This window comes from Methyloversatilis sp. RAC08 (assembly GCF_001713355.1).
In the GTDB taxonomy this organism is placed as follows: Bacteria; Pseudomonadota; Gammaproteobacteria; order Burkholderiales; family Rhodocyclaceae; genus Methyloversatilis.
The window spans coordinates 38193-63743 of sequence record NZ_CP016448.1; the positions used below are offsets into that span (position 1 = coordinate 38193).

General features: G+C 62.3%; 21 protein-coding genes and 3 tRNA genes. 5 read left to right on the forward strand and 19 right to left on the reverse strand.

Annotation, left to right across the window (positions count from 1 at the left end; genetic code table 11):
• From bamB to ndk, 8 genes are all read right to left on the reverse strand, one after another.
• Nucleotides 1-1152, reverse strand: a complete 1152-nt coding sequence (gene bamB / locus BSY238_RS00190) for an outer membrane protein assembly factor BamB (RefSeq protein ID WP_069037368.1) — start codon at nt 1150-1152, stop codon at nt 1-3.
• Nucleotides 1149-1823, reverse strand: coding sequence for a YfgM family protein (locus tag BSY238_RS00195; protein ID WP_069037369.1), 675 nt, complete (start codon nt 1821-1823; stop codon nt 1149-1151). The genes bamB and BSY238_RS00195 overlap by 4 nt, the downstream gene beginning before the upstream one ends.
• Before the next feature lie 43 nt (nt 1824-1866).
• Nucleotides 1867-3168 (reverse strand): histidine--tRNA ligase, encoded by a 1302-nt coding sequence (gene hisS, locus BSY238_RS00200; RefSeq protein ID WP_069037370.1) that lies wholly within the window; start codon nt 3166-3168, stop codon nt 1867-1869.
• Nucleotides 3169-3178: 10 nt separating this feature from the next.
• Nucleotides 3179-4435 carry a flavodoxin-dependent (E)-4-hydroxy-3-methylbut-2-enyl-diphosphate synthase gene (gene ispG / locus BSY238_RS00205; protein ID WP_069037371.1) on the reverse strand — a complete coding sequence of 419 codons (1257 nt, stop codon included), beginning with the start codon at nt 4433-4435 and terminating at the stop codon, nt 3179-3181.
• A complete protein-coding gene (locus BSY238_RS00210; protein WP_069037372.1) occupies nt 4435-5319 on the reverse strand; it encodes a RodZ domain-containing protein in 885 nt (294 codons plus the stop codon). The genes ispG and BSY238_RS00210 overlap by 1 nt, the downstream gene beginning before the upstream one ends.
• On the reverse strand, nt 5319-6053 hold the full coding sequence (gene pilW, locus BSY238_RS00215; protein ID WP_223300210.1) for a type IV pilus biogenesis/stability protein PilW: 735 nt from the start codon (nt 6051-6053) through the stop codon (nt 5319-5321). The genes BSY238_RS00210 and pilW overlap by 1 nt, the downstream gene beginning before the upstream one ends.
• Nucleotides 6054-6175: 122 nt before the next feature.
• Entirely contained in the window at nt 6176-7285 is a 1110-nt protein-coding gene (gene rlmN / locus BSY238_RS00220; protein ID WP_069037374.1) for a 23S rRNA (adenine(2503)-C(2))-methyltransferase RlmN, read from the reverse strand.
• Nucleotides 7286-7295: 10 nt separating this feature from the next.
• A complete protein-coding gene (gene ndk, locus BSY238_RS00225) occupies nt 7296-7721 on the reverse strand; it encodes a nucleoside-diphosphate kinase (protein WP_069037375.1) in 426 nt (141 codons plus the stop codon).
• Nucleotides 7722-7931: 210 nt separating this feature from the next.
• On the opposite strand from ndk, the gene BSY238_RS00230 reads away from it, so the two are divergent.
• The 4 genes from BSY238_RS00230 (at nt 7932) to BSY238_RS18965 (ending at nt 12418) form a co-directional block, all read left to right on the forward strand.
• Complete coding sequence (locus tag BSY238_RS00230; RefSeq protein ID WP_069037376.1) at nt 7932-8477, forward strand: GbsR/MarR family transcriptional regulator; 546 nt, start codon at nt 7932-7934, stop codon at nt 8475-8477.
• A gap of 4 nt (nt 8478-8481) precedes the next feature.
• Complete coding sequence (locus BSY238_RS00235; RefSeq protein WP_069037377.1) at nt 8482-9867, forward strand: cytochrome ubiquinol oxidase subunit I; 1386 nt, start codon at nt 8482-8484, stop codon at nt 9865-9867.
• Nucleotides 9864-10859 (forward strand): cytochrome d ubiquinol oxidase subunit II, encoded by a 996-nt coding sequence (locus BSY238_RS00240; RefSeq protein ID WP_069037378.1) that lies wholly within the window; start codon nt 9864-9866, stop codon nt 10857-10859. Before BSY238_RS00235 ends, BSY238_RS00240 begins: the two co-directional genes overlap by 4 nt.
• 221 nt (nt 10860-11080) lie before the next feature.
• Nucleotides 11081-12418, forward strand: coding sequence for a methyl-accepting chemotaxis protein (locus BSY238_RS18965; RefSeq protein ID WP_069037379.1), 1338 nt, complete (start codon nt 11081-11083; stop codon nt 12416-12418).
• Between the two features lie 40 nt (nt 12419-12458).
• Here the strand turns inward: BSY238_RS18965 and BSY238_RS00250 are convergent, their stop codons facing one another.
• Nucleotides 12459-16142 (reverse strand): DUF748 domain-containing protein, encoded by a 3684-nt coding sequence (locus tag BSY238_RS00250; protein ID WP_069037380.1) that lies wholly within the window; start codon nt 16140-16142, stop codon nt 12459-12461.
• Between the two features lie 161 nt (nt 16143-16303).
• On the opposite strand from BSY238_RS00250, the gene BSY238_RS00255 reads away from it, so the two are divergent.
• The gene (locus BSY238_RS00255; protein WP_069037381.1) at nt 16304-17311 is read left to right on the forward strand and encodes a GGDEF domain-containing protein; all 1008 of its coding nucleotides are present in this window, start codon (nt 16304-16306) and stop codon (nt 17309-17311) included.
• A 113-nt stretch (nt 17312-17424) separates the two neighbouring features.
• On the opposite strand, the gene BSY238_RS00260 is transcribed toward BSY238_RS00255, so the two are convergent.
• From BSY238_RS00260 to phaC, 10 genes are all read right to left on the reverse strand, one after another.
• Nucleotides 17425-17501 (reverse strand) — tRNA-Asp (locus BSY238_RS00260).
• Between the two features lie 55 nt (nt 17502-17556).
• Nucleotides 17557-17632, reverse strand: a tRNA-Glu gene (locus tag BSY238_RS00265).
• Nucleotides 17633-17666: 34 nt separating this feature from the next.
• Nucleotides 17667-17742: transfer RNA gene (locus tag BSY238_RS00270), tRNA-Ala, on the reverse strand.
• A gap of 127 nt (nt 17743-17869) precedes the next feature.
• The gene (locus BSY238_RS00275; protein ID WP_190295038.1) at nt 17870-19300 is read right to left on the reverse strand and encodes an FAD-binding oxidoreductase; all 1431 of its coding nucleotides are present in this window, start codon (nt 19298-19300) and stop codon (nt 17870-17872) included.
• A 2-nt stretch (nt 19301-19302) separates the two neighbouring features.
• The gene (gene rimO, locus BSY238_RS00280; protein WP_069037382.1) at nt 19303-20634 is read right to left on the reverse strand and encodes a 30S ribosomal protein S12 methylthiotransferase RimO; all 1332 of its coding nucleotides are present in this window, start codon (nt 20632-20634) and stop codon (nt 19303-19305) included.
• A gap of 57 nt (nt 20635-20691) precedes the next feature.
• A complete protein-coding gene (locus BSY238_RS00285; protein WP_069037383.1) occupies nt 20692-21192 on the reverse strand; it encodes a GNAT family N-acetyltransferase in 501 nt (166 codons plus the stop codon).
• Between the two features lie 75 nt (nt 21193-21267).
• Nucleotides 21268-21870, reverse strand: a complete 603-nt coding sequence (gene phaR, locus BSY238_RS00290) for a polyhydroxyalkanoate synthesis repressor PhaR (protein WP_069037384.1) — start codon at nt 21868-21870, stop codon at nt 21268-21270.
• Nucleotides 21871-22022: 152 nt separating this feature from the next.
• Nucleotides 22023-22763 carry a beta-ketoacyl-ACP reductase gene (locus BSY238_RS00295; RefSeq protein WP_069037385.1) on the reverse strand — a complete coding sequence of 247 codons (741 nt, stop codon included), beginning with the start codon at nt 22761-22763 and terminating at the stop codon, nt 22023-22025.
• An 85-nt stretch (nt 22764-22848) separates the two neighbouring features.
• Nucleotides 22849-23589, reverse strand: coding sequence for an acetoacetyl-CoA reductase (gene phbB / locus BSY238_RS00300; protein ID WP_069037386.1), 741 nt, complete (start codon nt 23587-23589; stop codon nt 22849-22851).
• Nucleotides 23590-23656: 67 nt separating this feature from the next.
• A complete protein-coding gene (gene phaC / locus BSY238_RS00305) occupies nt 23657-25438 on the reverse strand; it encodes a class I poly(R)-hydroxyalkanoic acid synthase (protein ID WP_223300211.1) in 1782 nt (593 codons plus the stop codon).
• Between the last annotated feature and the right edge of the window lie 113 nt (nt 25439-25551).

Below are 25551 nucleotides of genomic sequence, written 5' to 3' on the forward strand. Positions count from 1 at the left end.
TCAGCGGGCCGCGAGGGCCCGCACGATGCCGGCGCGGCTCTGCGCCACGAAAGCGGTGCCATAGGGTCGAAGCGACGCACTGATCGTGCTGCCGTCACCCTTGACCCGGGCGACGAAGGCGCCATTTTCGGTGCTCAGCAGGTGCAGCAGGCCTTCACCGTCGGCGACGACTACAGCGCCTTCGAGCGCCAACGGTCGTCCCGGATAGCGGCGCTTGAGCTTGTCCTGCTTCCAGACGCTGGCGCCGGTCGCGCGATCCAGGGCATGAACGGCACCGTTGTCATCACTGACGTAGAGATTCTGGGCATCGATATCGATGCCGGCGGCACTCGATATGTCGCGTGTCCAGATCGATTTACCGGTACTCAGTTCAAAGCACGCAACACGCCCCTGAAAGGCCGAGGCGCACACGTCGCGACCGACGATGACCGGCAGGCTGGATACGTCGGCGATACGTTCGAGCTCCGTCGCGCCGCGCGACAGTGCCACGTTGGATTCCCACACCGCTACACCTGTGCTGCGATTGATGGCAACGAGCTTGCCGCCGGGGAATCCTGCAATCAACAGCGACGGTGTGCTGATCACGCCAGCATGGGTGCGCAGCGTGAGCGACGGATTCGGTCGCTGGTAATTCCACTTGCGCGTGCCGTCGATCGCCGTGAAAGCCTGGATACGGCTGTCGGCGCTGCGCACGAACACCATGTCATCGGTCACCAGCGGCGCACTCAGCACCTCGGAACTGACGAGGCCTTCCCACAGCGGCTTGCCGTCGAGGTCGAACACCAGCACGTCGCCCTTTTCAGTGCCCACCACCAGCTGGCGCTCATTGGCGCCGATGCCGCCCGACAAGGGCTTGCCGGCATTGATCTTCCAGACCTGTTTGCCGTCGTCCAGACGGGCGATCGTGCCATCGCGCGCTGCGACAAAGGTGCTTTTGCCGATCACCGCAGGTTCGAACACCGAATTGCCGGACTGACCGACTTCGTAGCGCCACAGTTCGGTCACCGGAAGGCTGGCTTCAAGCGGCTCGAGTACCGGCATCTTGAGTTTGGGCGGGCCGCTGAACGGATTGAGGCTGTCGAGGCTGTCGAGCGTCGAACCGCATCCCGCCAGCAGGGCACTGGCCGCCAGCAGAACGGTCAATCGCGTCACCGGGCGCCACCGACTGCGTCGAGCTTGATCTCGACCACATTGCGATAGCCCTGCGGTGCAGCACCGGCCAGCGCACCGCCTGCCTTGGCGTTTTCGTCAATCTTCGTCAGTGCGGCCTGGTAGGCCGTACGGGCTTCATCACGCTTGTCCTGCAGCAGCAGCACGTCACCACGTGCTTCGAGAAAGCGCGCTTCGAGCGTTGGATCGACCTTGCCGTCGAGCTGTTTGTTCGCCTCGTCAAATGCCTGTTCCTCGATCAGCACATACGCGAGGCGCAGGCGGCCGAGGTCGCGCAGCATGTTTTCCGGAGCATTCGCCTTCACCCATTCCAGCTGCGCGCGCGCGGTCTTGGTGTCGCCGTTGTCGACATGCAGCTTGGCCGACAGCAGCGCGCCCAGGCTCGCATACGCGCTGCCGCCGAAATGTTCGGTCAGCTGTCCTGCGGTTTCGCGGGTTTTCTTCAGGTCACCGACAAGGGCGGCATCCTGCAGCGCGTCGAACACGACGCTGGCCTTCACCGCCTGGTCGCGGTTGTACCAGTTCCACGCCTGATAGCCGATCAGCGAGGCTGAAACCGCGATCACCGTCCAGGTGATCAGGTTGCCCCACGCCGCCCACCATGCCTTGATGGTCGAAAGCTGTTCCTGTTCTTCGAGATCGAGTGCTGCCATGTCCTGGACTCCTGTCCGGTTTTTTCCGGTTGTAGATTGATTTTCAGTGCAACAGCGGTTCGTCTTCGTCGGTGTCGTCGCCACCGAGCAGCAGCATGGCCAGATGTTCGGCCACGTCGTCGCGGCTGATCCGCATCTGGTCACCCCCGCGCAGGGGCTTGAACGTGACATCACCCGATGCGACTTCGTCTTCGCCCAGTATCAGCGCGACCGCAGCGCCGGACGCATCGGCGCGCTTCATCTGCGACTTGAAGCTGCCGCCGCCGCAATGCATCAAGGTGGCGAAACCCGCGTCGCGCAACTGTTCCGCAAGTGCGAATGCCTCCGCCTGGACGCCTTGTCCAGAGTGGACGACATAGGCTTCCGGACGTTCGATCAGCGCGTCGGCCTGCACCGGATTCCACAGTGACAAAAGGCGCTCGACGCCCATTGCAAAGCCGGCTGCCGGAGCCGGTTTGCCACCGAGCTGCGACACCAGACCGTCGTAGCGACCGCCGGCACATATCGTTCCCTGGGCGCCAAGCTGGTCGGTCACCCACTCGAATACGGTGAGGTTGTAGTAATCCAGGCCGCGCACCAGGCGCGGATTGATGCGGAACGGAATATTCGCGGCGCGCAGCGTGTCCTGGATGGCGGTGAAATGGGCGATCGATTCCTTGCCCAGATAGTCGGACAGCTTAGGCGCCGCCTCGACCAGCGCCTGCATGGCCGGGTTCTTGGTATCGAGGATGCGCAGAGGATTGCTGTGCAGGCGGCGCTTCGCGTCGTCGTCCAGCTGTTCCTGGTGCGCCTCGAAATAGGCGATCAGTGCTGCGCGATGCTGCATGCGCTCCTCGGGCGAACCGAGCGAGTTGATTTCGAGCCGGATGCCCATCAGGTCAAGGTCATCCCACAGGCGCTGACACATCATGATCAGTTCGGCGTCGACATCGGGCCCGGCGTAGCCGAGCGCTTCCACGCCGACCTGGTGGAACTGGCGGTAGCGACCCTTCTGCGGCCGCTCGTGGCGGAACATCGGGCCCATGTACCAGAGCTTGCGCGGGCTGTCATACAGCAGATTGTGTTCGGTCACGGCACGCACGCATGAAGCAGTACCTTCCGGACGCAGCGTCAGGTTTTCACCGTTGAGCGCATCCTCGAAGGAATACATTTCCTTCTCGACGATGTCGGTGACTTCGCCGATCGCACGCTTGAACAACGGGGTGTGCTCGAGCAGCGGCATGCGGATCGGCCGATAGCCGTAGGCGCGCAGCCAGTCGCGCACGATGGTTTCGAAGGCTTCCCAGCGTTCTGCCTCGTCCGGCAGGATGTCGTTCATGCCGCGAACGGCTTGCAGTTTGCTCATTGTTCTGTGTTCAGGCGCCGGTAGTGCCGGCGATCTTCCTGGTATAGGTGCGGGCCACATAGGCATCGACGATGCTGCGAAACTCGGCAGCGATGTTGTCGCCCTTCAGCGTGACGGTCTTTTCGCCGTCCTCGAATACCGGCGCCACCGGTGTTTCGCCGGTGCCCGGCAGCGAAATGCCGATGTTGGCATGCTTGCTCTCACCCGGGCCATTCACGACGCAGCCCATCACGGCCAGCGTCATCCGCTCGACGCCGTCGTACTGCGTTTTCCAGTCAGGCATCCGGTCGCGCACGTAACTCTGGATGTCGGACGCCAGTTCCTGGAAGAAGGTTGAGGTGGTGCGTCCACAGCCCGGGCAGGCTGCGACCATCGGCGTGAAGGCGCGCAGTCCCATGGTCTGCAGCATTTCCTGCGCCACGATCACTTCCTTCGTGCGATCGCCGTTGGGCTCCGGCGTAAGCGACACGCGGATGGTGTCACCGATGCCCTGCTGAAGCAGTACCGCCATCGCCGCCGTCGACGCCACGATGCCCTTGGAACCCATGCCGGCTTCGGTCAGGCCGAGATGCAGCGGGTAATCGCAGCCCTTCGCGAGTTCGCTGTAGATGGCGATCAGGTCCTGCACGCCGCTGACTTTGCACGAAAGGATGATGCGATCCGGCGACAGGCCCCATTCGACCGCCTGCGCCGCACTTTCCAGCGCCGATGTCACCATGGCTTCGCGCATCACTTCGATGGCGTCCTTGGGCTGCGGCCGGCGGGCGTTTTCGTCCATCACGCGCGCCAGCAGGGTCTGGTCGAGGCTGCCCCAGTTCACGCCGATGCGCACCGGCTTGTCGTAACGGCAGGCGATTTCGATCAGCGCAGCGTACTGTTCGTCGCGCTTGCTGCCCTTGCCCACATTGCCCGGATTGATGCGCAGCTTGTCCAGTGCCTCGGCGCAGGCTGGATGCTCGCGCAGCAACTTGTGGCCGTTGAAGTGGAAATCGCCTACCAGCGGCACATCCACATTCATCTTCAGCAGCTGCTCGCGCACCCTGGGCACGGCGGCCGCGGCCTCCATCGTATTTACCGTGATGCGCACAATTTCCGAACCGGCGCGCGCCAGCTGGGCCACCTGGATGGCGGTCGAAATGTGGTCCTCGGTGTCGGTATTGGTCATTGACTGCACGACCACCGGCGCTGCCGAACCAATCGTGACGCCTGCGACCCTGACCGTACGTGTCGCACGACGGACCAGCGAACTCATAGCTTGATCACCCATTACTCGAGCCTCAGTCGCGCAACATCAACCTTGATCGACGGCGCCAGGTCATGCGGCTGTCCATCGACCTTCAAGGTCACGGAACGCGCGTTTCCGATGACCAGAGAGACCGGAAAGGTGGCATTCACCGTCCGTGTGCTACCGCTTCGATTCAGGTCCGACAGCAGGATGGCGTCACTGGCATCGCGGATCTCCACCCAAGAATCGGTGCTGAACGTGAACTCGAGCCGGTGCTGTCCAGGTGCCGCCGCGGCAACGGCTTCCGGTGGCGTGGTGCGGACGATCGCATCGGAGGCCGCATCACTCGACAATTCGACCGGTGGCGGCAGCACATCGCTGACCGACGAATCGGCCACATCGAAGCGGACACCTTCCGTGGCGTCTGCGGACGCAGGACCGTCGAGCGGCGACGGATCGATCCGGGAAGTGTCTGTCTGACCGGCGACCGGCACGTCCGCCGGCCAGAATTCGAACCATACATACAACGCAAGACCGGCCAGCACCGGAACGCTCATCGCCAGCAGCGGCAACAGCCACTTGCGCCGGGCAGACTGCACCGGCATGGCGACACCGACATTGGCCTGTTCGATCAGCTGCGGCGTGGCACGTACATGCTGCTGGTCGAGACTGCCCAGCAGCGTCTGCGCATCCAGACCGATCAGTGCCGCGTAGTTGCGTATGAAACCGCGAACATAGGTCGGACTCAGCAGACTGTTGAAATCGTCTGCTTCAATGGCTTCGACCTGACGCGGTGCCAGCTTGATCGCACGCCCGACACTGTCGATCGACATGCCGCGCGCTTCGCGCGCCTGCCTCAGTCGCGTGCCGACCGAACCTGTGGGCGGATCGCGCGGCAGATCGACCACCTCATCCTGCTCAGACATCAGTCGTAGTTCCCCTGCATCAGTTGCTGGTGTTCAGGCGTGCCGGCAAAGCGGCGGCGCAACTGGCTAGCGAAACCTGCCTCTGACACCTTGTCGCCCAGTTTGCGTTCGATACGCACTGCAAGCCAGAGACTTTCCGCTACCGAATCGCGCTGCGCGTGGAAATTGCTCAATTGCTTGCGCGCCTCGAGATAGCTGCCCTTGCGATAAAGCAATGCCGACAGGTTGTAGATCGCCTGCGTATTGCCTGGATCGGCGTTGATCGCGAGCAGGAAATTGACTTCGGCCGTCTGCAGGTCATTCGCCTGCAGTGCGCACAGCCCCGCATTTGTGTATGGCCGGGTCGGCGTGGCATACAGCGGGTTCCTGATCGCCTCGTTGAAAAGCTGCATCGCCCGCGCGGTGTCGCCGTCCTGGCAAAGGAACCAGCCGAAATTGTTGTTGATGTCCGGATCGCTTGACGCCAGACGCAATGCACGTTCGAAATTGTCACGCGCCTGCTGCTTCTCGCCAAGATACATGTGGGCGAGACCCATCAGGTTGTAGGCCGGGCCGTAGGACGCGTCGTCGCGCAGCGCGGTGCGCCCTTCTTCCAGCGCGATCGCGACATTCCCTGCCTCAAGATAAGCCATGCCCAATTCGGTATGCGACTTCGCGCGTGTGCGCGCTGCCCCTGTGACGATGGGTTCGATCGGCTTGTATTCCGAAGACTGCGCACCGGTACGGCTCTGCACGGTGGTGGTCGTATTCGGATTGCTGCCCGTGGAGCCGGTTGTATTTCCGCTCTGGCCGCCGGCACATCCGGCGAGCAAAACAGCGAATGACAGGACGGTCGCAACGCCTGCTGAAAATCTGGTCACCGTGCTGGAACCTCCACGAGTGGAATGGTTTTCTGCGTACGTCGGGTGCGGTCGAGCACCTGGCCGGCAAGTTGCCCGCAAGCGGCGTCGACGTCGTCGCCGCGCGTCTTGCGCGTCGTCGTGACGATGCCTTCCGCCATCAGGATGTCCGAAAACGCCCGGATGCGCTCCTTCGACGACCGTCCGAAGGGCGCCGCAGGAAACGGGTTGAACGGAATCAGGTTGTACTTGCACGGCACCTGACGCGCAATCGCGACCAGCTCGCGCGCATGGGCGTCGCTGTCGTTCACGCCGTCGAGCATGACGTACTCGAAGGTGATGAAATCGCGCGGTGCGTGATCGAGGTAGCGCACACAGGCGGCCAGCAGTTCACGCAATGGATACTTCCTGTTTATCGGCACCAGTTCGTCGCGCAGCGCGTCATTCGGCGCATGCAGCGACACGGCCAGCGCGACCGGGCAGGCTTCGCCCAGGCGGTCCATGGCCGGCACGATGCCGGAGGTCGACACCGTCACCCTGCGGCGCGACAAGCCGTAGGCGTTGTCGTCAAGCATCAGTCGCAATGCCTTCACCGTAGCGTCGAAATTGGCCAGCGGTTCGCCCATACCCATCATCACGACATTCGAGATCACGCGATCGCCATCATTCTCGCCACCCCGTACGGCACCCAGCGCACGATTGGCCAGCCACAGCTGACCGATGATCTCCGATACCTCGAGATTGCGGTTGAAGCCCTGCTTGCCGGTCGAGCAGAACGCGCAGTCCAGCGCACAACCGGCCTGCGTCGAAATGCACAGCGTGCCGCGGCGCTCTTCGGGAATGAAGACGGTTTCGATGGCATTGCCGGCGCCGACATCGAGCAGCCACTTGCGCGTGCCATCGGTGCTGGTGCTGTCGCGCACCGGCACCGGTGCCTCCACGCAGGCGATCTGTTCGAGTTTCGCGCGCAACGCCTTGGCGACGTCGCTCATCTGAGCGAACTCCCCCTCGCCGTTGCGGTGAATCCAGCGCATGACCTGCCGCGCGCGGAAGGGCTTTTCGCCAAGACCGGCGAAAAAGTCTGCGAACCCTTCAGCGTCGAACTGCAGCAGGTTGGTGCGGATCACGCGGCGGCTCTCAGCGCGAGTAGACGTTCAGCGCAGGGAAGAAGTAGGCGATTTCGACGGCGGCAGTTTCCGGCGCATCCGAACCATGCACGGCATTGGCGTCGATCGAATCGGCGAAATCGGCGCGGATGGTGCCCGGCGCAGCCTTCTTCGGATCGGTGGCACCCATCAGGTCGCGGTTCTTCAGGATGGCGCCTTCGCCTTCCAGCACCTGGATCATCACCGGGCCGGAAATCATGAAATCGACCAGATCCTTGAAGAAAGGACGCTCGCGGTGCACGGCGTAGAAACCTTCGGCTTCGGCGCGCGACAGCTGGGTCATGCGCGATGCGGCGATCTTGAGACCTGCGTCTTCGAAGCGCTGATAGATCTTGCCGATCACGTTCTTGGCGACGGCATCGGGCTTGATGATCGAAAGGGTGCGTTCTGCTGCCATGGTGAATCTCCGGAAAAATGCTGCGGGACGTAGAAGGACAACCGTAGATTGTAGCAAGACCGGGGCCTCAAGTCTTCGCCCTTGATGTCCAGACGCCGCAACCCTGCAGTCGGATGACTTCTTCCTGATGAAATTATCGAAGTTTCAGAATTTACTGAAATTTGATGTACATTAACGAAACCGCAATCAGCCCTTGCAATCCATCCTTCGATGACACCGCTGGTACAGAGCTTTGTAGGCCACTTCGGCGAAATGGGCAGTCGATGGGGCATCAACCGCACGGTCGGCCAGATCTACGCGCTGATCTTCGTGTCGCCGACCGCGTTGTGCGCCGACGAGATCGCGGACACGCTCGCCTGTTCGCGCTCGAACGTCAGCATGGGACTGAAGGAACTGCAGTCCTGGCGCCTGGTGAAGATGAAGCACGTCGCCGGCGATCGGCGGGAGTTCTTCGAGGCCCCTACGGATGCCTGGGAAGTGTTCCGCACCCTGGCAGAGGAACGCCGCCGGCGTGAAATGGAACCGACACTGTCCATGCTGCGCAGCGCGCTGCTTGAAGAGCCGGGCAGCGAAGCTGACCGCATTGCGCAGGAACGCATGCGCAGCATGCACGATCTGATCGATCTGATGAGCACCTGGTTCGACGATGTGCAGCGGCTCGATGCCCAGACACTCGCCAAACTGATGCGCATGGGTTCGAAGGTGCAGAAACTGCTGGAACTGACCGGCCAGCTCAAATCCGGCAGCAAGGAGTGACCTGATGGATCTCGATCCCGTCCTGCTGGCACGCATCCAGTTTGCGGCCAACATCACCTTCCACATCCTGTTTCCGACCATCACGATCGCGCTCGGCTGGATGCTGCTGTTCATGCGCTGGCGCTGGCTGAAGACGAACCAGCGCCCCTGGCTGACGGCCTACCGCTTCTGGACCAAGGTTTTCGCGCTCACTTTCGCGCTGGGCGTGGTCAGCGGCATCACGATGAGCTTCCAGTTCGGTACCAACTGGCCAGGCTTCATGGAAAAGGTCGGGAATATCGCGGGTCCGCTGCTGGGCTTCGAGGTGCTGACCGCCTTCTTCCTCGAGGCGACCTTCCTCGGCGTCATGCTGTTCGGCCACGGCCGGGTCAGCGAGCGCGTTCACATGCTGGCCACCTTCCTGGTCGCCTTTGGCACCACGATGAGCGCCTTCTGGATACTGGTGCTCAACTCCTGGATGCAGACGCCGGTCGGCTACGAAATCATAGACGGCGAGTTCCATGTCACGAGCTGGCTGGAAATCATCTTCAACCCGTCGTTCCCGTGGCGCTTCACGCACATGCTGCTGGCCTCCTTCCTGACCATGTCCTTCCTGGTGGCGGGCGTTTCGGCCTGGCAGGTACTGCGGCGCAAGGCCAACCCGTCCAGTGCGGTGGCGCTGCGTGCCGCACTGACGCTGGCCGCCCTGCTGATTCCGGTGCAGATCGTGGTCGGTGACATGCATGGCCTCAACACCCTGCAGCACCAGCCGCAGAAGATCGCTGCGATCGAGGGCGTCTGGGAAACGGAGAAAGGCGCCCCGCTGCTTCTGTTCGCGCTGCCGAACGAGGTGGAACGACGCAACGATCTGGCGATCGGAATTCCGAAGATGGCGTCGTTCATCCTGACGCATGATTGGGATGGCGAGTTGAAAGGCCTGAACGAGTTCGAGAATCATCCGCCGGTGAAACCACTGTTCTTCGGCTTCCGCATCATGGTCGCCGTCGGCACGCTGATGCTGCTGGTCAGCTGGGTCGGTTGCTGGATGCTGCGCCGCCATGGGTGGCAGCCCGAACGCGCGCCGGGCTGGCTGATGGCGTCGATCGCCGGCATGACCTTTTCCGGCTGGGTGGCCACCGTCGCAGGCTGGTACGTGACCGAAATCGGCCGTCAGCCATGGATCGTGCAGGGTCTGATCAAGACTGCCGACGTCGCGTCCTCGACGCCTGCGCCCTACATCGCGCTCACGCTGGCCGGCTATCTGGTCACCTACACTGCGCTGATCGCCTGCTACATCGGCGTGCTGCGTTACATGGCTGAAAAGCCGTCCGACTCCTATGACCCGGCGCCAACCGGTGGCGCAGCTGTACTCGGTGGCGCGCAGCTGGCGCGCAAGGCAGGTGACGCATGACCTGGGCCGAATTTCTGCCGGTCATCTTCATGGGCCTGATGGGTCTGTCGATGTTCCTCTATGTGGTGCTGGATGGTTTCGATCTGGGTGTCGGCATGCTGCTGCATCGAGCCGACGACAGCCAGAAGGACATGATGATCGCGTCCATCGGGCCGTTCTGGGACGCCAACGAAACCTGGCTGGTGCTCGGAGTCGGCATCCTGCTGATCGCCTTCCCGAAGGCGCACGGTGTGGTGATGACCGCGCTCTATCTGCCGATCGCGCTGATGCTGATCGGGCTCATCCTGCGCGGGGTCGCCTTCGATTTCCGGGTCAAGGCACAGGACACCCACAAACCCCTGTGGAATCGCGGCTTCTTCATTGGCTCGACCGTCACGTCGGTGGCACAGGGCTGGATGCTCGGACGCTTCATCACCGGCTTTGCGGAAGGCATGGTCTACGATCTGTTCGCGCTGGCCATCGCCATCGCCCTGCCCTGCGCCTACGTGTTGATGGGCGCCAGCTGGCTGGTGCTCAAGACAGATGGCGAGCTGCAGCGTCGTGCTTCACAGTGGGGCAAGACTGCGTTGATACCGGTGATCATCGGCATGGGGCTCATTTCGCTGGCCACGCCCTGGGTCAGCAGCACCGTGGCCGAACGCTGGTTCAGCCTGCCGCAGTTGATCGGCCTGCTGCCCATACCTTTCGCCACCCTCGCCTGCTTCGTGGCGCTTTGGTGGACCCTGTCGGGCACGCGCGCGCTGGGCACGCTTTGCTGGCTGCCTTTCATCCTGACCATCGGCGTGTTCCTGATGGGTGGGCTGGGTCTCGCCTACAGCCTTTATCCGTATGTGGTGATGGACCGCATCACCATCTGGCAGGCGGCCAGTTCGACGGCTGCCCTCAACCTCATCCTGGCTGGCTGCGCCTTCACGGTGCCGGCCATCCTGGGTTACACCGTCTTCGCGCATCGCGTGTTCTGGGGCAAGGCCACCGAACTGCGTTATGGCTGACCGCCTGACGGGCGGATGCCGCTGGCGTTCTGCCCGTCATCTGCTGCGCAGCATGTCGCACCCCGAAATCCGGAATTTCTTTGCGCAATCATCGTCCCTGCGGTGTGACGAAATGCTTCAAGTATCCGGCCCTAGTGTCCGCTAACCACGAATCCACAAGGCGCGCCGATCGCCTTGCTACAGGTTCGCCACAAGCGGACGCATAACGGGGGAATAAAAACATGCTGAACAGCCTTTTCGGGTCGAACTTGCATCAGGAAATCCAGAAGTTTGCAGACAACGCATCGCGTGGCGACGGCTATGCACCTCCGGCCGGAGGTGGCGCACGACAGCGCGCGCTGCTGGGTTCGCTGGCGAGTGCGCTGAATGGCCTGAAAAAGAGTCTGCACAACGGAGAAGAGCAGGTTCGGCAACTGGAAGGCGATCTTGCGGCAACCAAGGCTGAACTGACTGAAGCCCGCGAGGCGGGCGATCAGGCACGGATGCGCGGTGACATGATGGCGTCGGTGTCCGGTGCGGGTTTGTGGGAAGCCACTCCCGGCGACAGCCGTACGCTGGACCTGAAAGCGCATGTGTGGTGGTCCGATACCGTGCGCCACATGCTGGGTTTCGACAGTGAAGCCGACTTTCCGAACCGGCTCGAAAGCTGGTCGAGCCGCCTGCACCCGGATGACCGCAAGGCGACGCTTGAAGCACTGAGTCAAGCGTGGTGCAACCGGCGCGATGGCAGCTGGCCCGACATGCAGTACCGGATCGCCGCCAAGGATGGCAGCTACCGCTGGATACGCGGTCGCGTCGTGACGGCCTTCGACGCCTCAGGCCAGTCCCTGCGCATCGCCGGTTCGCTGACCGACATCACGCAGCGCCGCGAAGATGAAGCCATGCTGGATGTCACGCTGACCCGTTTCACGCTGGCCAGTGAAATGCTCAATGACGGCATATGGGATCTGGATGTCGTTGCCGGCGACCCGGTCAATCCGTCGAATACATTCTGGTGGTCGGACCAGTTCAGGCAGCTGGTCGGCTTCGAGACCGAAGAGGAATTCCCGAACGTACTCGACAGCTGGGCCTCGCGCCTGCATCCGGACGAGAAGCAGGCCGTGTTCAAGGCCTTCATCGATCATCTGATGGACCGCAGCGGTCGCACGCCCTACTGCATCGACTACCGGCTGCGCTGCAAGGACAACCAGTACCGCTGGTTCCGCGCCCGCGGCCGCACCCGGCGCGCTGACGATGGCACACCGCTGCGTGCCGTCGGCGCGCTGACGAGCATAGACAGTGAACTGAACGAACGCCATCTGCAGGAACTGGAACTGAACCAGCGCCAGCAATTGAAGGACAACGTGCAGAAGATCCACGAAATCGTCACCACGATTCGCGACATTGCCAGCCAGACGAACCGCCTTGCACTCAATGCGGCAATCGAAGCGGCGCGTGCCGGCGATGCCGGACGCGGTTTCTCTGTTGTGGCGGACGAGGTGCGTACGCTGTCCGAACGCACGCGCGAGGCGACCGAACAGATCGCCCACATCATCCCGGCACAGGAAGCAGGCCGCTGACGTCGGCTGTCAAGCAGGCGGTTCGCATCCCGCGTGACAGCTACTTGATCGAAAAATCGGCGCGAGCCGGTGATGCCTTGGCATCCGTTGTCTTCTCGCCGTTTTTCGCGCCCGTATTGGGCGCAATGACGAACAGCCGGGCATCGTCGATCTTCGCCTGCTGCGTGAGATAGTCCTTCACCGCCTGCGCGCGCGCCAGACCAAGCAGGCGAAGGTCTTCGTCGCTGACGTCGGTGTTGGTCAGGATGAGCGTTTCCATCTCGCTGACCGGCAGGCTTTTAGTCAGACCGACAATGTTGCGCGGCTTCGGAAACGAGGCTGCCTTGTAGACCGCTTCAAGCAGATCCGGGTACTCGGCCGGATCGACCACCACTTCATTTACCGGCAGCTTGCTTTTCGCCGCCTTGACCGCCTTCACCTTGTTGTCGAGCAGCGCGCGGCGATAGCCTTCGGCGTCGGTCTCTCGGTCTGTGCGGCCTGTCACTTCGATCTTCAACGCCGGCCGGTCGGTCAGTGCCTTGCCGAGCGTATCGAGCTTGCTGCGCGCGGTGTCGCCGAGCGAAGCCCGCCCAGGCTCGAACGCGACGTGGTCGAGGTCGGCGTCGGACCCGAACAGCGATCCGAGCAGCGCAAACGGCGATGTGACCGCCTTGACGATCAGGTTCACGATCACCTTCACCACCAGACCGCCGATCGAGAACTGCGGATCGGACAGCGAACCGCTGATCGGCAGATTGATGTCGATGACGCCGTTGCGGTCCTTCAGCAGCGACACCGCCAGAAGAATCGGCGCCTTGATCGCATCCGGGCTGTCGACTGGCGCGCCGAAGGTGAGCTGGTCGAGCACCACATTGTTCTGTGCCGTGAGCTGGTCATTCTCGATCTTGTAGGCGATGCTGACGCTCAGCTTGCCCTTCTCGATGCCGTAGCCCACATACTTGCCCGAGTAGGGCGACAGCGGCGCCAGCTCGATGCCGCGCGCATTCGCCTTGATGTCGAGGAACAGCGGCCCGGCCAGCGGGTTGATGCGACCCGTGATGTCGATCGGCGCCGAACCTTCGACCACGCCGCGCAGTTCGACTTCGCCTGCGGTACCCGACTTCGAACTCAGGCCGGACACCCGTCCGCCGAGTTTCGACAGTTGCGCGCGATAGTTCGGTTTGATGAAGAAATCGCTGAAATCGACCTGCCCGCCCTGCAGCACGATCGTCTTCACGTCGACCGGCGGCCGCGCAGCATCGATCATCTTTGCCAGTGCTGCACTCTGTGAGGCCGGCGGCTTGGGCGTAACCGGTGGGTTGGCTGTCACCGGTGGCGCGGCAACGACCGGAGCGGCCGGCGGCGCAACCGACGTGGGGGCGCTGGCCGGCTGCTTCACGATGTCCTGCAGATTGAGACGGCCCTCTTTCGAAAGGATGACGCGGGCGAAATAATCGGACAGCGCAACCTCGCCGACCGACAGCGACGACAGCAAGTCGGGTTTGCTGCTGTCGAGCTTCAAGGCCACCGCACCGATGAACAGCGAGCGCCACTTCAGCAGGTCGGAGGCGTGGATCCTGTCCGTCAGATGCACGTCGGCCACCGTCGTCTCGCCGTTCCACGACAGGGCCCAGCTACCTGCCGGCGCGACCTGCAAGCCAAGGTCGCCGCGCAGGCTGACATTGCCGCGCAGCAACTCGGCGTTGAGCCGCTCTGCCATCCACGGTTGTCCGGCCAGCAAATCAAGACGGCGCGCGTCCAGTTTCAGATTGGCCGACACGGGCTGCAGCGAAAAGCCGCCGCGCGCACCGAACAGGCCACCCGCCGCATCCCGGAACGCCAGATCGATGCGCGACTTGAGGGTCTTGTCGGTGCCGATGTTGTCCACCGTCAGCGCGATCTTGTCCAGTTCGACCACGCCTGGCTTGGTCAGCGTGCGGTCCTCGAACCGGACGGCACCGTCCTTCAGTCGGAAGGCACCGAGCAAGGCTGTCCAGGGGGCACCCTGCGGCTGCGAGTCGCCTGCGGTCGGCGCTGCGGCCGTCGGCGGGGACGACGCCGTGACAAGTCCCGCGACATCGATGTTGCCATCGGCTTCGCGCGCGGCGCGCAATTTCGGATGCACGATGTCGAACGCATCCACCTTCACCGTACGAGCGGCGAGATCCACCGTCGCGCCGGACAGCACGATGTCGTCCACCTGTGCGAACGGCTGCTTCGCGCCCTTGCGCACCAGCTTGAGCCCGGCCACGCCCGCTTCGGTCACCGTCACCTGGCCCTGTGGCACACCCTCTATCAGCGCGACCTTCAGCTTGGTACCCAGCCGCGCCTGCGCCTGTTCGATGATGAAGTCCAGCGAAGGCGGCAGATAGCCGGCAAAGCGCGGGATGTCGAGGCTGGCGACCGTCAGCTCGCCTTCGGCGCTCATTGTCGAGGCTGTCACACGGGCATCCACCGTGACCTGCAGGCCGCCATCGCCCTTCGCGTCGACGACCAGCGTGGCCGGCGCGTCCCCCTGCAGCGAAAAGTCGCGCAGCACGATGTCGATCGGTTCGACGACGAAGGCGAACGGGCGTGCCGGCAGCGCGTCGATGACGCCGATGCGTGCCTGCACCACTTCGAACAGCGCTATCTTGATGTCCGGCTTCGTCGTCGCTGCTGCCTGCGACGCAGCGGCCGGGGTATCGGTTGGCGCGGCGTCGGCTGGCTCCGACCTGGCAGAAGGCACGAGCGATAACAGGTTGATGCGGCCGTCCTTTGCACGCGCGACATCAATGTCCGGTTGGTCGATGCGGACGCTGGCGATGTCCACTTTGCCGATCAGCGGTTCGATTTCGTTCAGCACGACGTCGAGCGCCGGCAGCTTGATCAACGCTGCACCGGACTTGTCGTCGATTTTCAGATCGTGCAGGCCCAGGGTACCGCGCAGCGTGATGCGCGGTTCGCCCTTCAAAGGCTGCCGGAAACCGATCTCGATGTCGGTATCAAGCGTGCCGGTGGCAATGCGGAAATCCAGAGGTACCGGCGAATACTCGTCGCTTCGCGCCAGGCCCAGCGCTTTCAGTTCGAGCTTGAGCGTCGCTTCGCGCTCGTCGATGAAGGGCCGCACCTTGCCCTGTAACGCAAACGCGGCGTCGTTGACCCGCGCAGAGATCGACGGTTCGACATGAAGCGCTATGTCGGATGGCAGATTGGACACGAAGGGCAGACCGATTTCGATGTCGCTGATCGTGTGCTGACGCCCCAGTGGCTGATCATCGATGTCGATGTGGCCACCGCGCAGCACGATGTTGTTGATCGAGAAGCGCGCTGGCTCGTCGTCGGTCGAAGGTTGATCGAGAATCTTGTTCAGCACGTCGCTGAAGTTGTAGGTCGATGCATCAATGCGCGCCAGCCGGACGCGCGGCTGATCGATCTCTACCGAGCGTACGATCGGCGCGCCACGGAACAGTGAAGACCACTCCACATCCACCGCGAGCCTGGCAAGACTCAGCGCTTCGGTTTCCTCGTTCGACTCCAGGATACGCAGGCCGGACAGTGACAGTTCGAGCGTGTAGGGATTGATCGACACCTCTTTCAGCGTGAGCTGCCGTCCGAGAAATTCCGAGCCATGCTTTTCCGCCATTGACCGCACGATGTGCGGCGCCGCAAAGAAGCCGAACAGACCGAACAAAACAAGAAAAATGATCAAACCGATCAATGTCTTGCGGAGGCGAGGTCGGGAGTCGAGAATCTGGACAGGCATGCGGCATCCGTCATGTACGGGGAAGACGGAGCGTATCACTGCACCGCGCTGGCGGAGCTCCCGGGCGGCCGAGATGTTCGAAACCTTCGACGCCCTAAAGTCCTGGCGGATCAGGGCCGATAGTTACAGCGAATCCCTCCTTCCCGGGCAAATCGCCGTCTATGTCAGATCTCATCGGATCAGTCGCCAATCTCACCGGATACCGCGACCGCGATCTCATCGACAGCACCTTTGTTTCGGTGCTCGGGGACTGGCTCGACCCGCTGCGCCTGAATCTGTATCGCTGCGTCGGCGATGGATCAGACCTGCGCCTTCTGCTGCAGGCCGGAATGGAAAAAGGTCAAGGCATGATTGCGGCAGACCCATCCTGGACGCCGCTCGAAGCACTGCCACAACTGACGTCGCGTCCTCAGTTCGAGCAGGCTTTCGCACAGGACGAACCGCTGCTTGATCTGCCGCTGCGCGCCGATGACGGGCCGTGGCTCAATCTTTTTGCCGTATGGGCCGGACCGCGACGCTTCGGCATCATCGAACTGATCAGCGAACAGCCACTGCTGCCGGTGCAGCTCCGGCTGGTGAGCGGTCTGCTGAAGATCTATCGCAACCAGATCACGCTGCTCGATTACAGCGAGCGAGACAGCCTGACGGGCCTGCTGAACCGCAAGACCTTCGATGAGCAGTTCATCAAATGCATTGAACCGACAAAAGACGACAGACCCTTGTCATGGTGGCTGGGCGTCATCGATGTCGATCATTTCAAACGGGTGAATGATAATTTCGGCCACCTGATCGGCGACGAAGTGTTGCTGCTGGTTGCGCGTCTGCTGCGCAGCGCGTTTCGCCAGAGCGAACAGCTTTATCGTTTCGGCGGCGAAGAATTCATCGTGCTGTTGCGCGCCGAACACGAAGGTGAAGCCATGCTCGCCTTCGAGTTCTTTCGCGAACAGCTCGCCGGCTTCAGCTTCCCGCAGGTCGGCACGGTCACCGCGAGCGTCGGATTCACCCGGGTCCGCCAAATGGATAATGCGAGCAGCGCAGTCGACCGAGGCGACCGCGCCGTGTATCACGCGAAGAAGCACGGTCGCAATCAGGTGCATTCGCACGAGGCGCTGCTGCGCAGCGACGAATTGCTCGAAGTCGACAACTCCGGCGCAATCGAACTGTTCTGAATCGCCGGGCTGCGATCGATCGCAACGAAACGCGGTGAAGAGAGGGAAAAAGAAAAGGGCCGCGTAAGCGGCCCTTCCTTTGACCGGAGCACATGCTGTGCCCCGATTATTGCTGGCGGAGTGGACGGGACTCGAACCCGCGACCCCCGGCGTGACAGGCCGGTATTCTAACCAACTGAACTACCACTCCTTGTTGGTGCCGGCACTAGCATTTCCGGACTCACTTGACTGACCAGCAGAATCACTGGCGTCCCCACGGGGATTCGAACCCCGGTACCTACCGTGAAAGGGTAGTGTCCTAGGCCTCTAGACGATGGGGACCTAGTTTTTGCTGCTTTGCTTCTTCTCTTTCGCCTGGTGGAGGTAAGCGGGATCGAACCGCTGACCTCTTGCATGCCATGCAAGCGCTCTCCCAGCTGAGCTATACCCCCGTCGAAAGAGACGCGCATTATAAGCAGTCCGGACGCTTTGTAAAGTGAGCCGGGCGATTATTTTTGCCCGACCGGCACGTACATTCCGTGTGAGTAGCGAATCTGACTATCCGCGGCCAGTGCGCGATCAGATCAAAGGCGGTGGCAGCAGCTTCCCCGGATTCATCAGGGCTTGCGGATCGAGTGCGTGCTTCACCGAGCGCATCAGGTCGAGCTCAACCGGACTTTTGCATGCGGTCAGCAGCTGCGGCTTGAGCTGACCAATGCCGTGCTCGGCGGATACCGATCCCGCCAGGTCGCGCACCGTTTCATAGACCAGTGCGTTGGCGATGACTGCGTCGGCCAGCAGCCGCGCGTTGTCTTCCGCCTGCGGGAAGGACAGGTTGTAGTGCAGATTGCCATCGCCGGCATGGCCGAACACCACGATACGTACGCCGGGCAAAGCCTGAACGATGCGTTTTCCGGCCCGATCGATGAAACACGGAATCGCGCTGACCGGTACGCTGATGTCGTGCTTCACGCTGAAGCCCTCGATGCGCTGCGCCTCGGAAATGTTCTCGCGCAGCGCCCACAGTGCAGCCGCCTGCGCGAGATCCTGTGCGATCACCGCGTCGCGCATCGCTCCCTGCGCCATAAGGGCCCCCAGAAGCTCGCCCAGGCGCTCATCAAGCCCGGGCTGGTTGCCGGACACTTCGACCAGCGCATACCAGGGCGCAACGCCGGACAACGGGTCGCGCGTGTCGGGCATGTGCCTGAGTACCAGCGCCAGCGCCTCGCGCCCGATCAGTTCGAAGGCGTTCAGCACATCGCTTGCATGCGTGCGCAGCTGCGCCAGCAAATCGATGCCGCGCTGCGCATCGTCCAGCGCCACCCAGGCGAGCGCCGAATGCGCCGGCAACGGCGCCAGCTTCAGCACGGCGGCGCTGATGAAGCCCAGGGTACCCTCGGCGCCGATGAACAGGTGCTTGAGGTCGTAGCCGGTATTGTCCTTGCGCAAGGCGCGCAGCCCGTCCCACACACGACCGTCGGGCAGTACGACTTCCAGCCCGAGCAACTGGTCGCGTGCATTGCCATGCCGCAACACATGCACACCGCCTGCGTTGGTCGACAGGTTGCCGCCTATTTCGCACGATCCTTCCGACGCGAGGCTGAGCGGAAACAGCAGTCCGGCGTCGCGCGCAGCCGCCTGAACGGCAGCCAGTTTGCAGCCGGCTTCGACAATGATCGACGCGTTGTCGCGATCCAGCGCACGGATGCGGTTCAGGCGCGACAGATTGACCAGCACCTCCCCCTGCCCTGCACGCGGCGTTGCGCCGCCACACAGGCCGGTATTGCCGCCCTGCGGCACCATGGGCAGCCCGGCGTCGGCACACAGCCGCACGACGCGAGACAGCGCTTCGGTCGTTGCCGGGCGCACGACGCACAGCGCATCGCCGATGTAGCGGCCGCGCCAGTCTGTGAAGTACGGCGCGGTATCGGCTGCGGCGGTCAGCACGTGGGCGTCGCCGACGATGTCGCGCAGCCCGGCGAGCGCGTCAGCGATGCGCTCGCGCTCCATCGTCAGTCCTCGGTGACCAGTTCGGCATACAGGTCATGCACGTCGCAGTCGGTGATGCGCACGCGCACGAAGTCCCCGACCTCGAGATCCTGGCCGTCGAGGATGTGCACCAGACCGTCGATGTCCGGCGCGTCGCCCTCGCTGCGCGCCACGGCGCCATCGTCATCGACCTCGTCGACCAGGACGATCATTTCACGATCGATCTTCTCTTCCAGCCGCTGCGTGCTGATGTCTTCCTGAAACTCCATGAGACGCTGCCTGCGCTCTTCACGCACTTCTTCCGGCACCGCACCCGGCAGATCGTTGGCGGTCGCGCCATCGACCGGGGAATAGGCGAAACAGCCAACGCGATCCAGCCGCGCTTCGCCGAGGAACTGCAGCAGCTCTTCGAATTCGGCGTCCGTTTCGCCCGGAAAGCCGGCGATGAAGGTGCTGCGTATCGTGATGTCCGGACAGACCTCGCGCCAGGCGCGGATGCGCTCCAGATTGTTTTCGGCATTGGCCGGGCGTTTCATCGCCTTCAGGATGCGCGGGCTGGCGTGCTGGAATGGCACGTCGAGATAGGGAAGTATCTTGCCTTCCGCCATCAGCGGCAGGATGTCATCGACGTGCGGGTACGGGTATACATAATGCATGCGCACCCAGATGCCCAGTTCGCCCAGCGCACTGGCCAGGTCGTACAGCTTGGTGCGCAGCGGCTTGCCGCCCCAGAAGCCAGTGCGGTATTTCACGTCAACGCCGTAGGCACTGGTGTCCTGCGACACGATCAGCAGTTCGCGCACGCCGGCGTCGCGCAGCGTTTCCGCTTCGCGCATCACGTCACCGATCGGCCGGCTGACCAGATCGCCGCGCATCGATGGAATGATGCAGAAACTGCAGCGGTGATTGCAGCCCTCTGAAATCTTCAGATAGGCATAGTGCGACGGCGTCAGGCGGATGCCCTGAGGCGGCACCAGGTCGGTGAACGGGTCGTGCGGCTTGGGCAGGTGAAGGTGTACGGCATTCATCACCTCCTCGGTTGCGTGCGGACCGGTCACGGCCAGCACCTGCGGATGCGCCTCCAGCACCTGCTGGCGCTTCGGTCCTTCAGCGCCCATGCAGCCGGTCACGATGACCCTGCCGTTCTCGGCCAGGGCTTCACCGATCGCGTCCAGCGACTCCTCCACCGCGGCATCGATGAAGCCACAGGTATTCACCACGACGATGTCTGCACCGTCGTAGGTCGGTGAAATGTCGTAGCCCTCGGAGCGCAGCCGGGTCAGGATGGATTCGGAATCTACCGTGGCCTTGGGACACCCCAGGCTGAGGAAGCCCACACTCGGATTCTTGCTCATGAAGCACTCGATAGGAAATCAACAGGCGAGTATACCGCCCCGCTCGTCCCGGACCGCTCAGAACGACGGCCGGACGTGATCGATCATGTCGGGCGGCAGATCGGCGCGGGGCGGCATTGAATCGAGGCGGCGAAAGCCCATCGATCCGAGCATGCGGAGCGACGCAACATTGTCGCGATGCACTGCAGCATGCACCGGGTGTTCGTCACCCAGACTGGCGAGAAACCCGAGTACGGACAGACAGGCTTCGCGTGCAAATCCGTTACCCCAATGTGCGCGGGCGAGGAAATAGCCGATCTGCAGGTCGCCGTTGCGCCGCTGCCCCAGTTGCAGGAAGCCGACCGGCTCGCCGGTCCTGAGACGGATCACATGCTTGATGCGGTGCGCGTCGTTGGCAATCACGCTGCGCACCCAGCGCCCGGCGTCGAATGGCAGCGCAATGTCGGGGATGTAGCGGAAGATCGACGTGTCGGCTGCGATCAGTGCGAGATCGGATACGTCGTCAGGCGTCATCGGCACCAGCACAAGTCGGCTGGCAAGCAGGCAGGCATTGATCAACGCGGCATGTCCGCAAACGACAGAGCCGACCCTGCGGATCGGCTCCTGGTGGTGCGTCCGGCCATCCGTCGCCGCTTACTTGGCCGGCGGCGGACCCTTGTCGCCGCCTTGTGGCGGCGTGAAACCCGGGAACTTGAAGCCGGACATCATCGAGCGCGTCTGCTGTTCGATCTGTTCCTGCATCTGCACGAACATGCGCTTGCTCTGTTCCATGTAGGCACCCATCATGCTCTGCATGGCAGGGCCCTGGAAATTCAGGAATTGTGCCCACAGATCCTTGCTCATGGCATTGTTGTCGCCGTAGATGGCGCGTGCCTGATCCTGTAGCTTGGACTGTACGTCGGTGAATGCCTTGATATTGCCTTCAAGGTATTTACCCATCATGCCCTGCATCGCATTGCCATAGAAACGGATCATCTGCGACAGCAGGTCGGACGTGAACATCGGCACGCCTTCACTCTCTTCTTCGATGATGATCTGCAGGAGGATGCTGCGCGTCAGGTCGTCGCCGGTCTTGGCATCGACCACCTGGAATTCCGCGTTTTCAAGGACCAGTTCCTTGACGTCGGACAATGTGATGTAGGAACTCGTGCGGGTATCGTAAAGCCGGCGGTTGGGGTATTTCTTGATCAGCCTGTGGGTGGAACTGGTCCCCTCGCGGCTTTGCGAAACGCTCATTATGTCCTGTCCTCGCTCATTTTCTCTGCGTCGGGGCGGTGGGTTCCGCCCGCAACATTTTCGATCATACAGCAAGCAAAGGCCTTATGCGGCAGTGCCGCATAAGGCCTTTGCTTTGATACCTGATGCGCTGATTGTTCAGACGCCAAGGCTTACTGGTAATAAAGCCCGCCGTTGATGTTCAGCGTTGCGCCGGTGACATATCCCGCCAGTTCCGACGCAAGATAGGACACCGCCGCGCCGATTTCTTCCGGCTTGCCCAGACGCTTCATCGGCACGGAATCGATGATGCTCTGACGGATGTCGTCACGGATCGACATGACCATTTCGGTACCGACGTAGCCCGGCGAAATGGCATTTACAGTAACGCCCTTGGTGGCCATTTCGGCCGCCAGCGCCTTGGTGAAACCGATCACACCGGCCTTGGCAGCCGAGTAGTTCGTCTGACCTGCCTGACCCTTGACGCCATTGACCGACGAAATGTTGATGATGCGTCCCCAGCCACGTTCGGCCATGCGGCCGGCAACCTGATGGGTCACGTTGAACAGGCTGTCGAGATTGGTGGTCAGCACGGCATCCCACTGGCCCTTGTCCATCTTCGAAAAGAACTTGTCGCGGGTGATGCCGGCATTGTTGACGACGACGTCAACCGGTCCGAAATCCTGTTCGACCTTTTCGATCATGGCCTTGCAGGACTCGTAGTCCGACACGTCACCTTCGGCAGCCTTCAGGTCGAAACCTTCCGTCTGCATCTTCGTCAGCCACTCGTCCTTCTGCGGGAAGCCCGGCAGACAGTTGGCCACCACGGTGTAGCCGTCCTTCGCCAATGCCTTGCAGATTGCCGTGCCTAGGCCGCCCATACCGCCGGTTACCAGCGCCACTCTTTTCGTCATCTCTCATCTCCCAGCCAGCTGCGTCAGTGAGCTTCCACCCCCGCCGGACGGGGTGGAAGTTTTGCGCGGACATCCGCGCTGGCGATCAGGCCATATGCTGACCACCGTTGATTGCAATGTTGGCGCCGGTGACGAAAGCCGCTTCGTCCGACGCCAGATAGGCCACCAGACCGGCGATTTCTTCCGGCTTTCCCAGACGCGATACCGGAATCTGCGGCAGGATCTTGCTGTCGAGAATCTCCTGCGGAATCGCCATCACCATCTTGGTGCCGATATAGCCAGGCGAAATCGTGTTCACCGTGACGCCATTGCGCGCCACTTCCAGCGCCAGCGCCTTGGTGAAGCCATGCATGCCGGCCTTCGCGGCCGAATAGTTGGTCTGGCCGAAGGCACCCTTCGAACCATTGACCGACGACACGTTGATGACGCGGCCCCACTTGCGCTCGGTCATGCCGTCGATGACCTGCTTGGTCATGTTGAAGCACGAGTCGAGGTTGGTCGAAATCACGACTTTCCAGTCCGCCGCCGTCATCTTCTTGAATGTCATGTCGCGCGTGATGCCGGCGTTGTTCACCAGCACATCCACCGGTCCCACTTCCTTCGTCACGGTTTCAACGCACGCCTTGCAGGAATCGAAATCCGATACATCGCACGCGTAGGCCTTGAATCCGTATCCCATGTTGTTCATCGCCTGCAGCCATTCTGCTGCCTTCGTATTGCCCGGGCTGTGCGTGGTCACCACGCGGAAACCCAGTGCAGCGAGCTTGATGCAGACCGCTTCGCCCAGTCCGCCCATGCCGCCCGTTACCAGTGCAACTCTTGCCATGCCTGTCTCCTCCAATTATTTGAGGGTATTTCGCTGCCGCAGCCCCCCTCTTTAAGGCCGCCATTTCTCAAGTCGTAGCCAACCCTTTCACATACCGTCCTGGAGCCGCTTCAATCACGGCATGTCTCGCGTTGCCGGGGGTCTTCGGCGCTGCGACCTTCTTGCCGGACTTGCCGGCCAGCCACACGGCGTAGTGCTTCCACCAGCTGCCCGGATGTTCGGTTGCACTCGCGCGCCATTCCTGCGCATTCGATGCATCACCGCCAGTCCAGTGCGAGCGCTTGTCCTTCGAAACCGGATTGATCGTGCCAGCAACGTGTCCGCTGGCGCCGAGCACGAAGGTGGTGTCGCCGCCGAGCAGTCCGCGCGCCAGATAGGCACCCGTCCAGGGCACGATGTGATCTTCCGATGTGGCGAGCAGATAGGCCGGCATGTCGATCTTGCCCAGATCCAGCCGTACGCCGAGCACTTCGAGCTTGCCCGGCACGCGCAGGCTGTTTTCCAGATACAGGTTGCGCAGATACCAGGTCAGGAAGGGTCCGGGCAGATTCGTGCTGTCGCAGTTCCAGTGCAGGATGTCGAACGGCGGCGGCGTTTCGCCCTTGAGATAGTTGCCGACCACGTAGTTCCAGATCAGATCATTGGGCCGCAGGCTGCTGAAGGTCTGCGCCAGTTCGCGCCCGGCGAGCACACCACCGCGGCCGATGGTCGCTTCGCGCGCGGCCACCATGCCTTCGTCGATCAGGCAGGCAAGTTCGCCGGCGTCGGAAAAGTCGAGCAGCGTGGTCAGCAAGGCCATGCTGGCCGCCGGTTTCTCGCCGCGACCGCAAGCCACGGCGAGGGCCGAGGCCAGAATGGTGCCGCCGACGCAGAAACCCAGCGTGTTCGGCTGAGCATCCCCTGTGATGTCGCGTACGACGTCGAGCGCTGTCAGCGGGCCTAGACTGAGGTAGTTTTCCCAGGTCAGGTTGCCCATCGAGTCGTCCGGATTGCGCCACGACACAAGGAAGACTGTAAAACCCTTTTCAACCAGATAGCGCACCAGAGAGTTTTCCGGCTGCAGGTCCATCAGGTAGTACTTGTTGATGCAGGGCGGGATGATCAGCAGTGGCTTCGCATGGACCTTGTCGGTCAGCGGCGCGTACTGGATCAGCTGTATCAGCGTGTTCTCGAAAACAACCGAACCGGGCGTCACGGCCAGGTTCCTGCCGACCTCGAAAGCACCTGGCGCCGACATGGAAATGTAACCCTGTTGCAGGTCGCGCAGCAGGTTCTCCATGCCCTTGCGGATGCTTTCGCCTTCGGTGCGCAGTGCCGTCTGGATGAATTCAGGGTTGGTCGCAGCAAAATTCGCCGGCGACATCGCCTCGATCATCTGTTTCGACAGGTAGCGCATGCGTTCCTTGGCACGTCCGTCGGCCACTGGCGTCGCCTCGATGCATTCGCGCATGAAGGCCGAGTTGAGCGCATAAGCCTGACGCAGATAATCGAAATACGGGCTTTCCGACCATTCCGGCGCGCGGAAGCGGCGATCCGCTGGATCCATCCGGACCACCGGGGTGCCCGGTTCATCGGCTTTGCGTTGTGCAAAGGCCTGCCAGAGTTGATGCTGGCTGGCCAGCCACTGTTGGTGCAGGGCGTTGATGCGCTCCGCTTCGGGCGCCGGAAAACTGATTGGCGGAAGCGCTGTCTGAACGGCAGCGGCGCGGGCAGCATCCGGAAACGGCTGGCGAGCCATGAAATCGCTGAAGTTGCGGCTCATGGCAGTCATGATGGCCATCCAGTCCTGGGTCTGTTCGCCGGATGGCGGCATTGAAGAGGGCCCGGGGCTTGCCGATTCGCTGCTCATCTATTTCGATCCCTGTCGTTCCTGAAGTACCCGTATGCACGGCAAGCGACGGTAAGCTGCGGTGTCATCGGGTACGAATTTACGGCTACCGAGCATAGCAGCGGCAACATCAA

Bases quoted from the DNA above. Each gene is read 5' to 3' on its own strand.
- BSY238_RS00195 (WP_069037369.1), bottom strand. From the start codon at position 1,823: ATGGCAGCACTCGATCTCGAAGAACAGGAACAGCTTTCGACCATCAAG.
- hisS (WP_069037370.1), bottom strand. From the start codon at position 3,168: ATGAGCAAACTGCAAGCCGTTCGCGGCATGAACGACATCCTGCCGGAC.
- ispG (WP_069037371.1), bottom strand. From the start codon at position 4,435: ATGGGTGATCAAGCTATGAGTTCGCTGGTCCGTCGTGCGACACGTACG.
- BSY238_RS00210 (WP_069037372.1), bottom strand. From the start codon at position 5,319: ATGTCTGAGCAGGATGAGGTGGTCGATCTGCCGCGCGATCCGCCCACA.
- ndk (WP_069037375.1), bottom strand. From the start codon at position 7,721: ATGGCAGCAGAACGCACCCTTTCGATCATCAAGCCCGATGCCGTCGCC.
- BSY238_RS00230 (WP_069037376.1), top strand. From the start codon at position 7,932: ATGACACCGCTGGTACAGAGCTTTGTAGGCCACTTCGGCGAAATGGGC.
- BSY238_RS00235 (WP_069037377.1), top strand. From the start codon at position 8,482: ATGGATCTCGATCCCGTCCTGCTGGCACGCATCCAGTTTGCGGCCAAC.
- BSY238_RS00240 (WP_069037378.1), top strand. From the start codon at position 9,864: ATGACCTGGGCCGAATTTCTGCCGGTCATCTTCATGGGCCTGATGGGT.
- BSY238_RS18965 (WP_069037379.1), top strand. From the start codon at position 11,081: ATGCTGAACAGCCTTTTCGGGTCGAACTTGCATCAGGAAATCCAGAAG.
- BSY238_RS00250 (WP_069037380.1), bottom strand. From the start codon at position 16,142: ATGCCTGTCCAGATTCTCGACTCCCGACCTCGCCTCCGCAAGACATTG.
- BSY238_RS00255 (WP_069037381.1), top strand. From the start codon at position 16,304: ATGTCAGATCTCATCGGATCAGTCGCCAATCTCACCGGATACCGCGAC.
- BSY238_RS00275 (WP_190295038.1), bottom strand. From the start codon at position 19,300: ATGGAGCGCGAGCGCATCGCTGACGCGCTCGCCGGGCTGCGCGACATC.
- rimO (WP_069037382.1), bottom strand. From the start codon at position 20,634: ATGAGCAAGAATCCGAGTGTGGGCTTCCTCAGCCTGGGGTGTCCCAAG.
- phaR (WP_069037384.1), bottom strand. From the start codon at position 21,870: ATGAGCGTTTCGCAAAGCCGCGAGGGGACCAGTTCCACCCACAGGCTG.
- BSY238_RS00295 (WP_069037385.1), bottom strand. From the start codon at position 22,763: ATGACGAAAAGAGTGGCGCTGGTAACCGGCGGTATGGGCGGCCTAGGC.
- phbB (WP_069037386.1), bottom strand. From the start codon at position 23,589: ATGGCAAGAGTTGCACTGGTAACGGGCGGCATGGGCGGACTGGGCGAA.
- phaC (WP_223300211.1), bottom strand. From the start codon at position 25,438: ATGAGCAGCGAATCGGCAAGCCCCGGGCCCTCTTCAATGCCGCCATCC.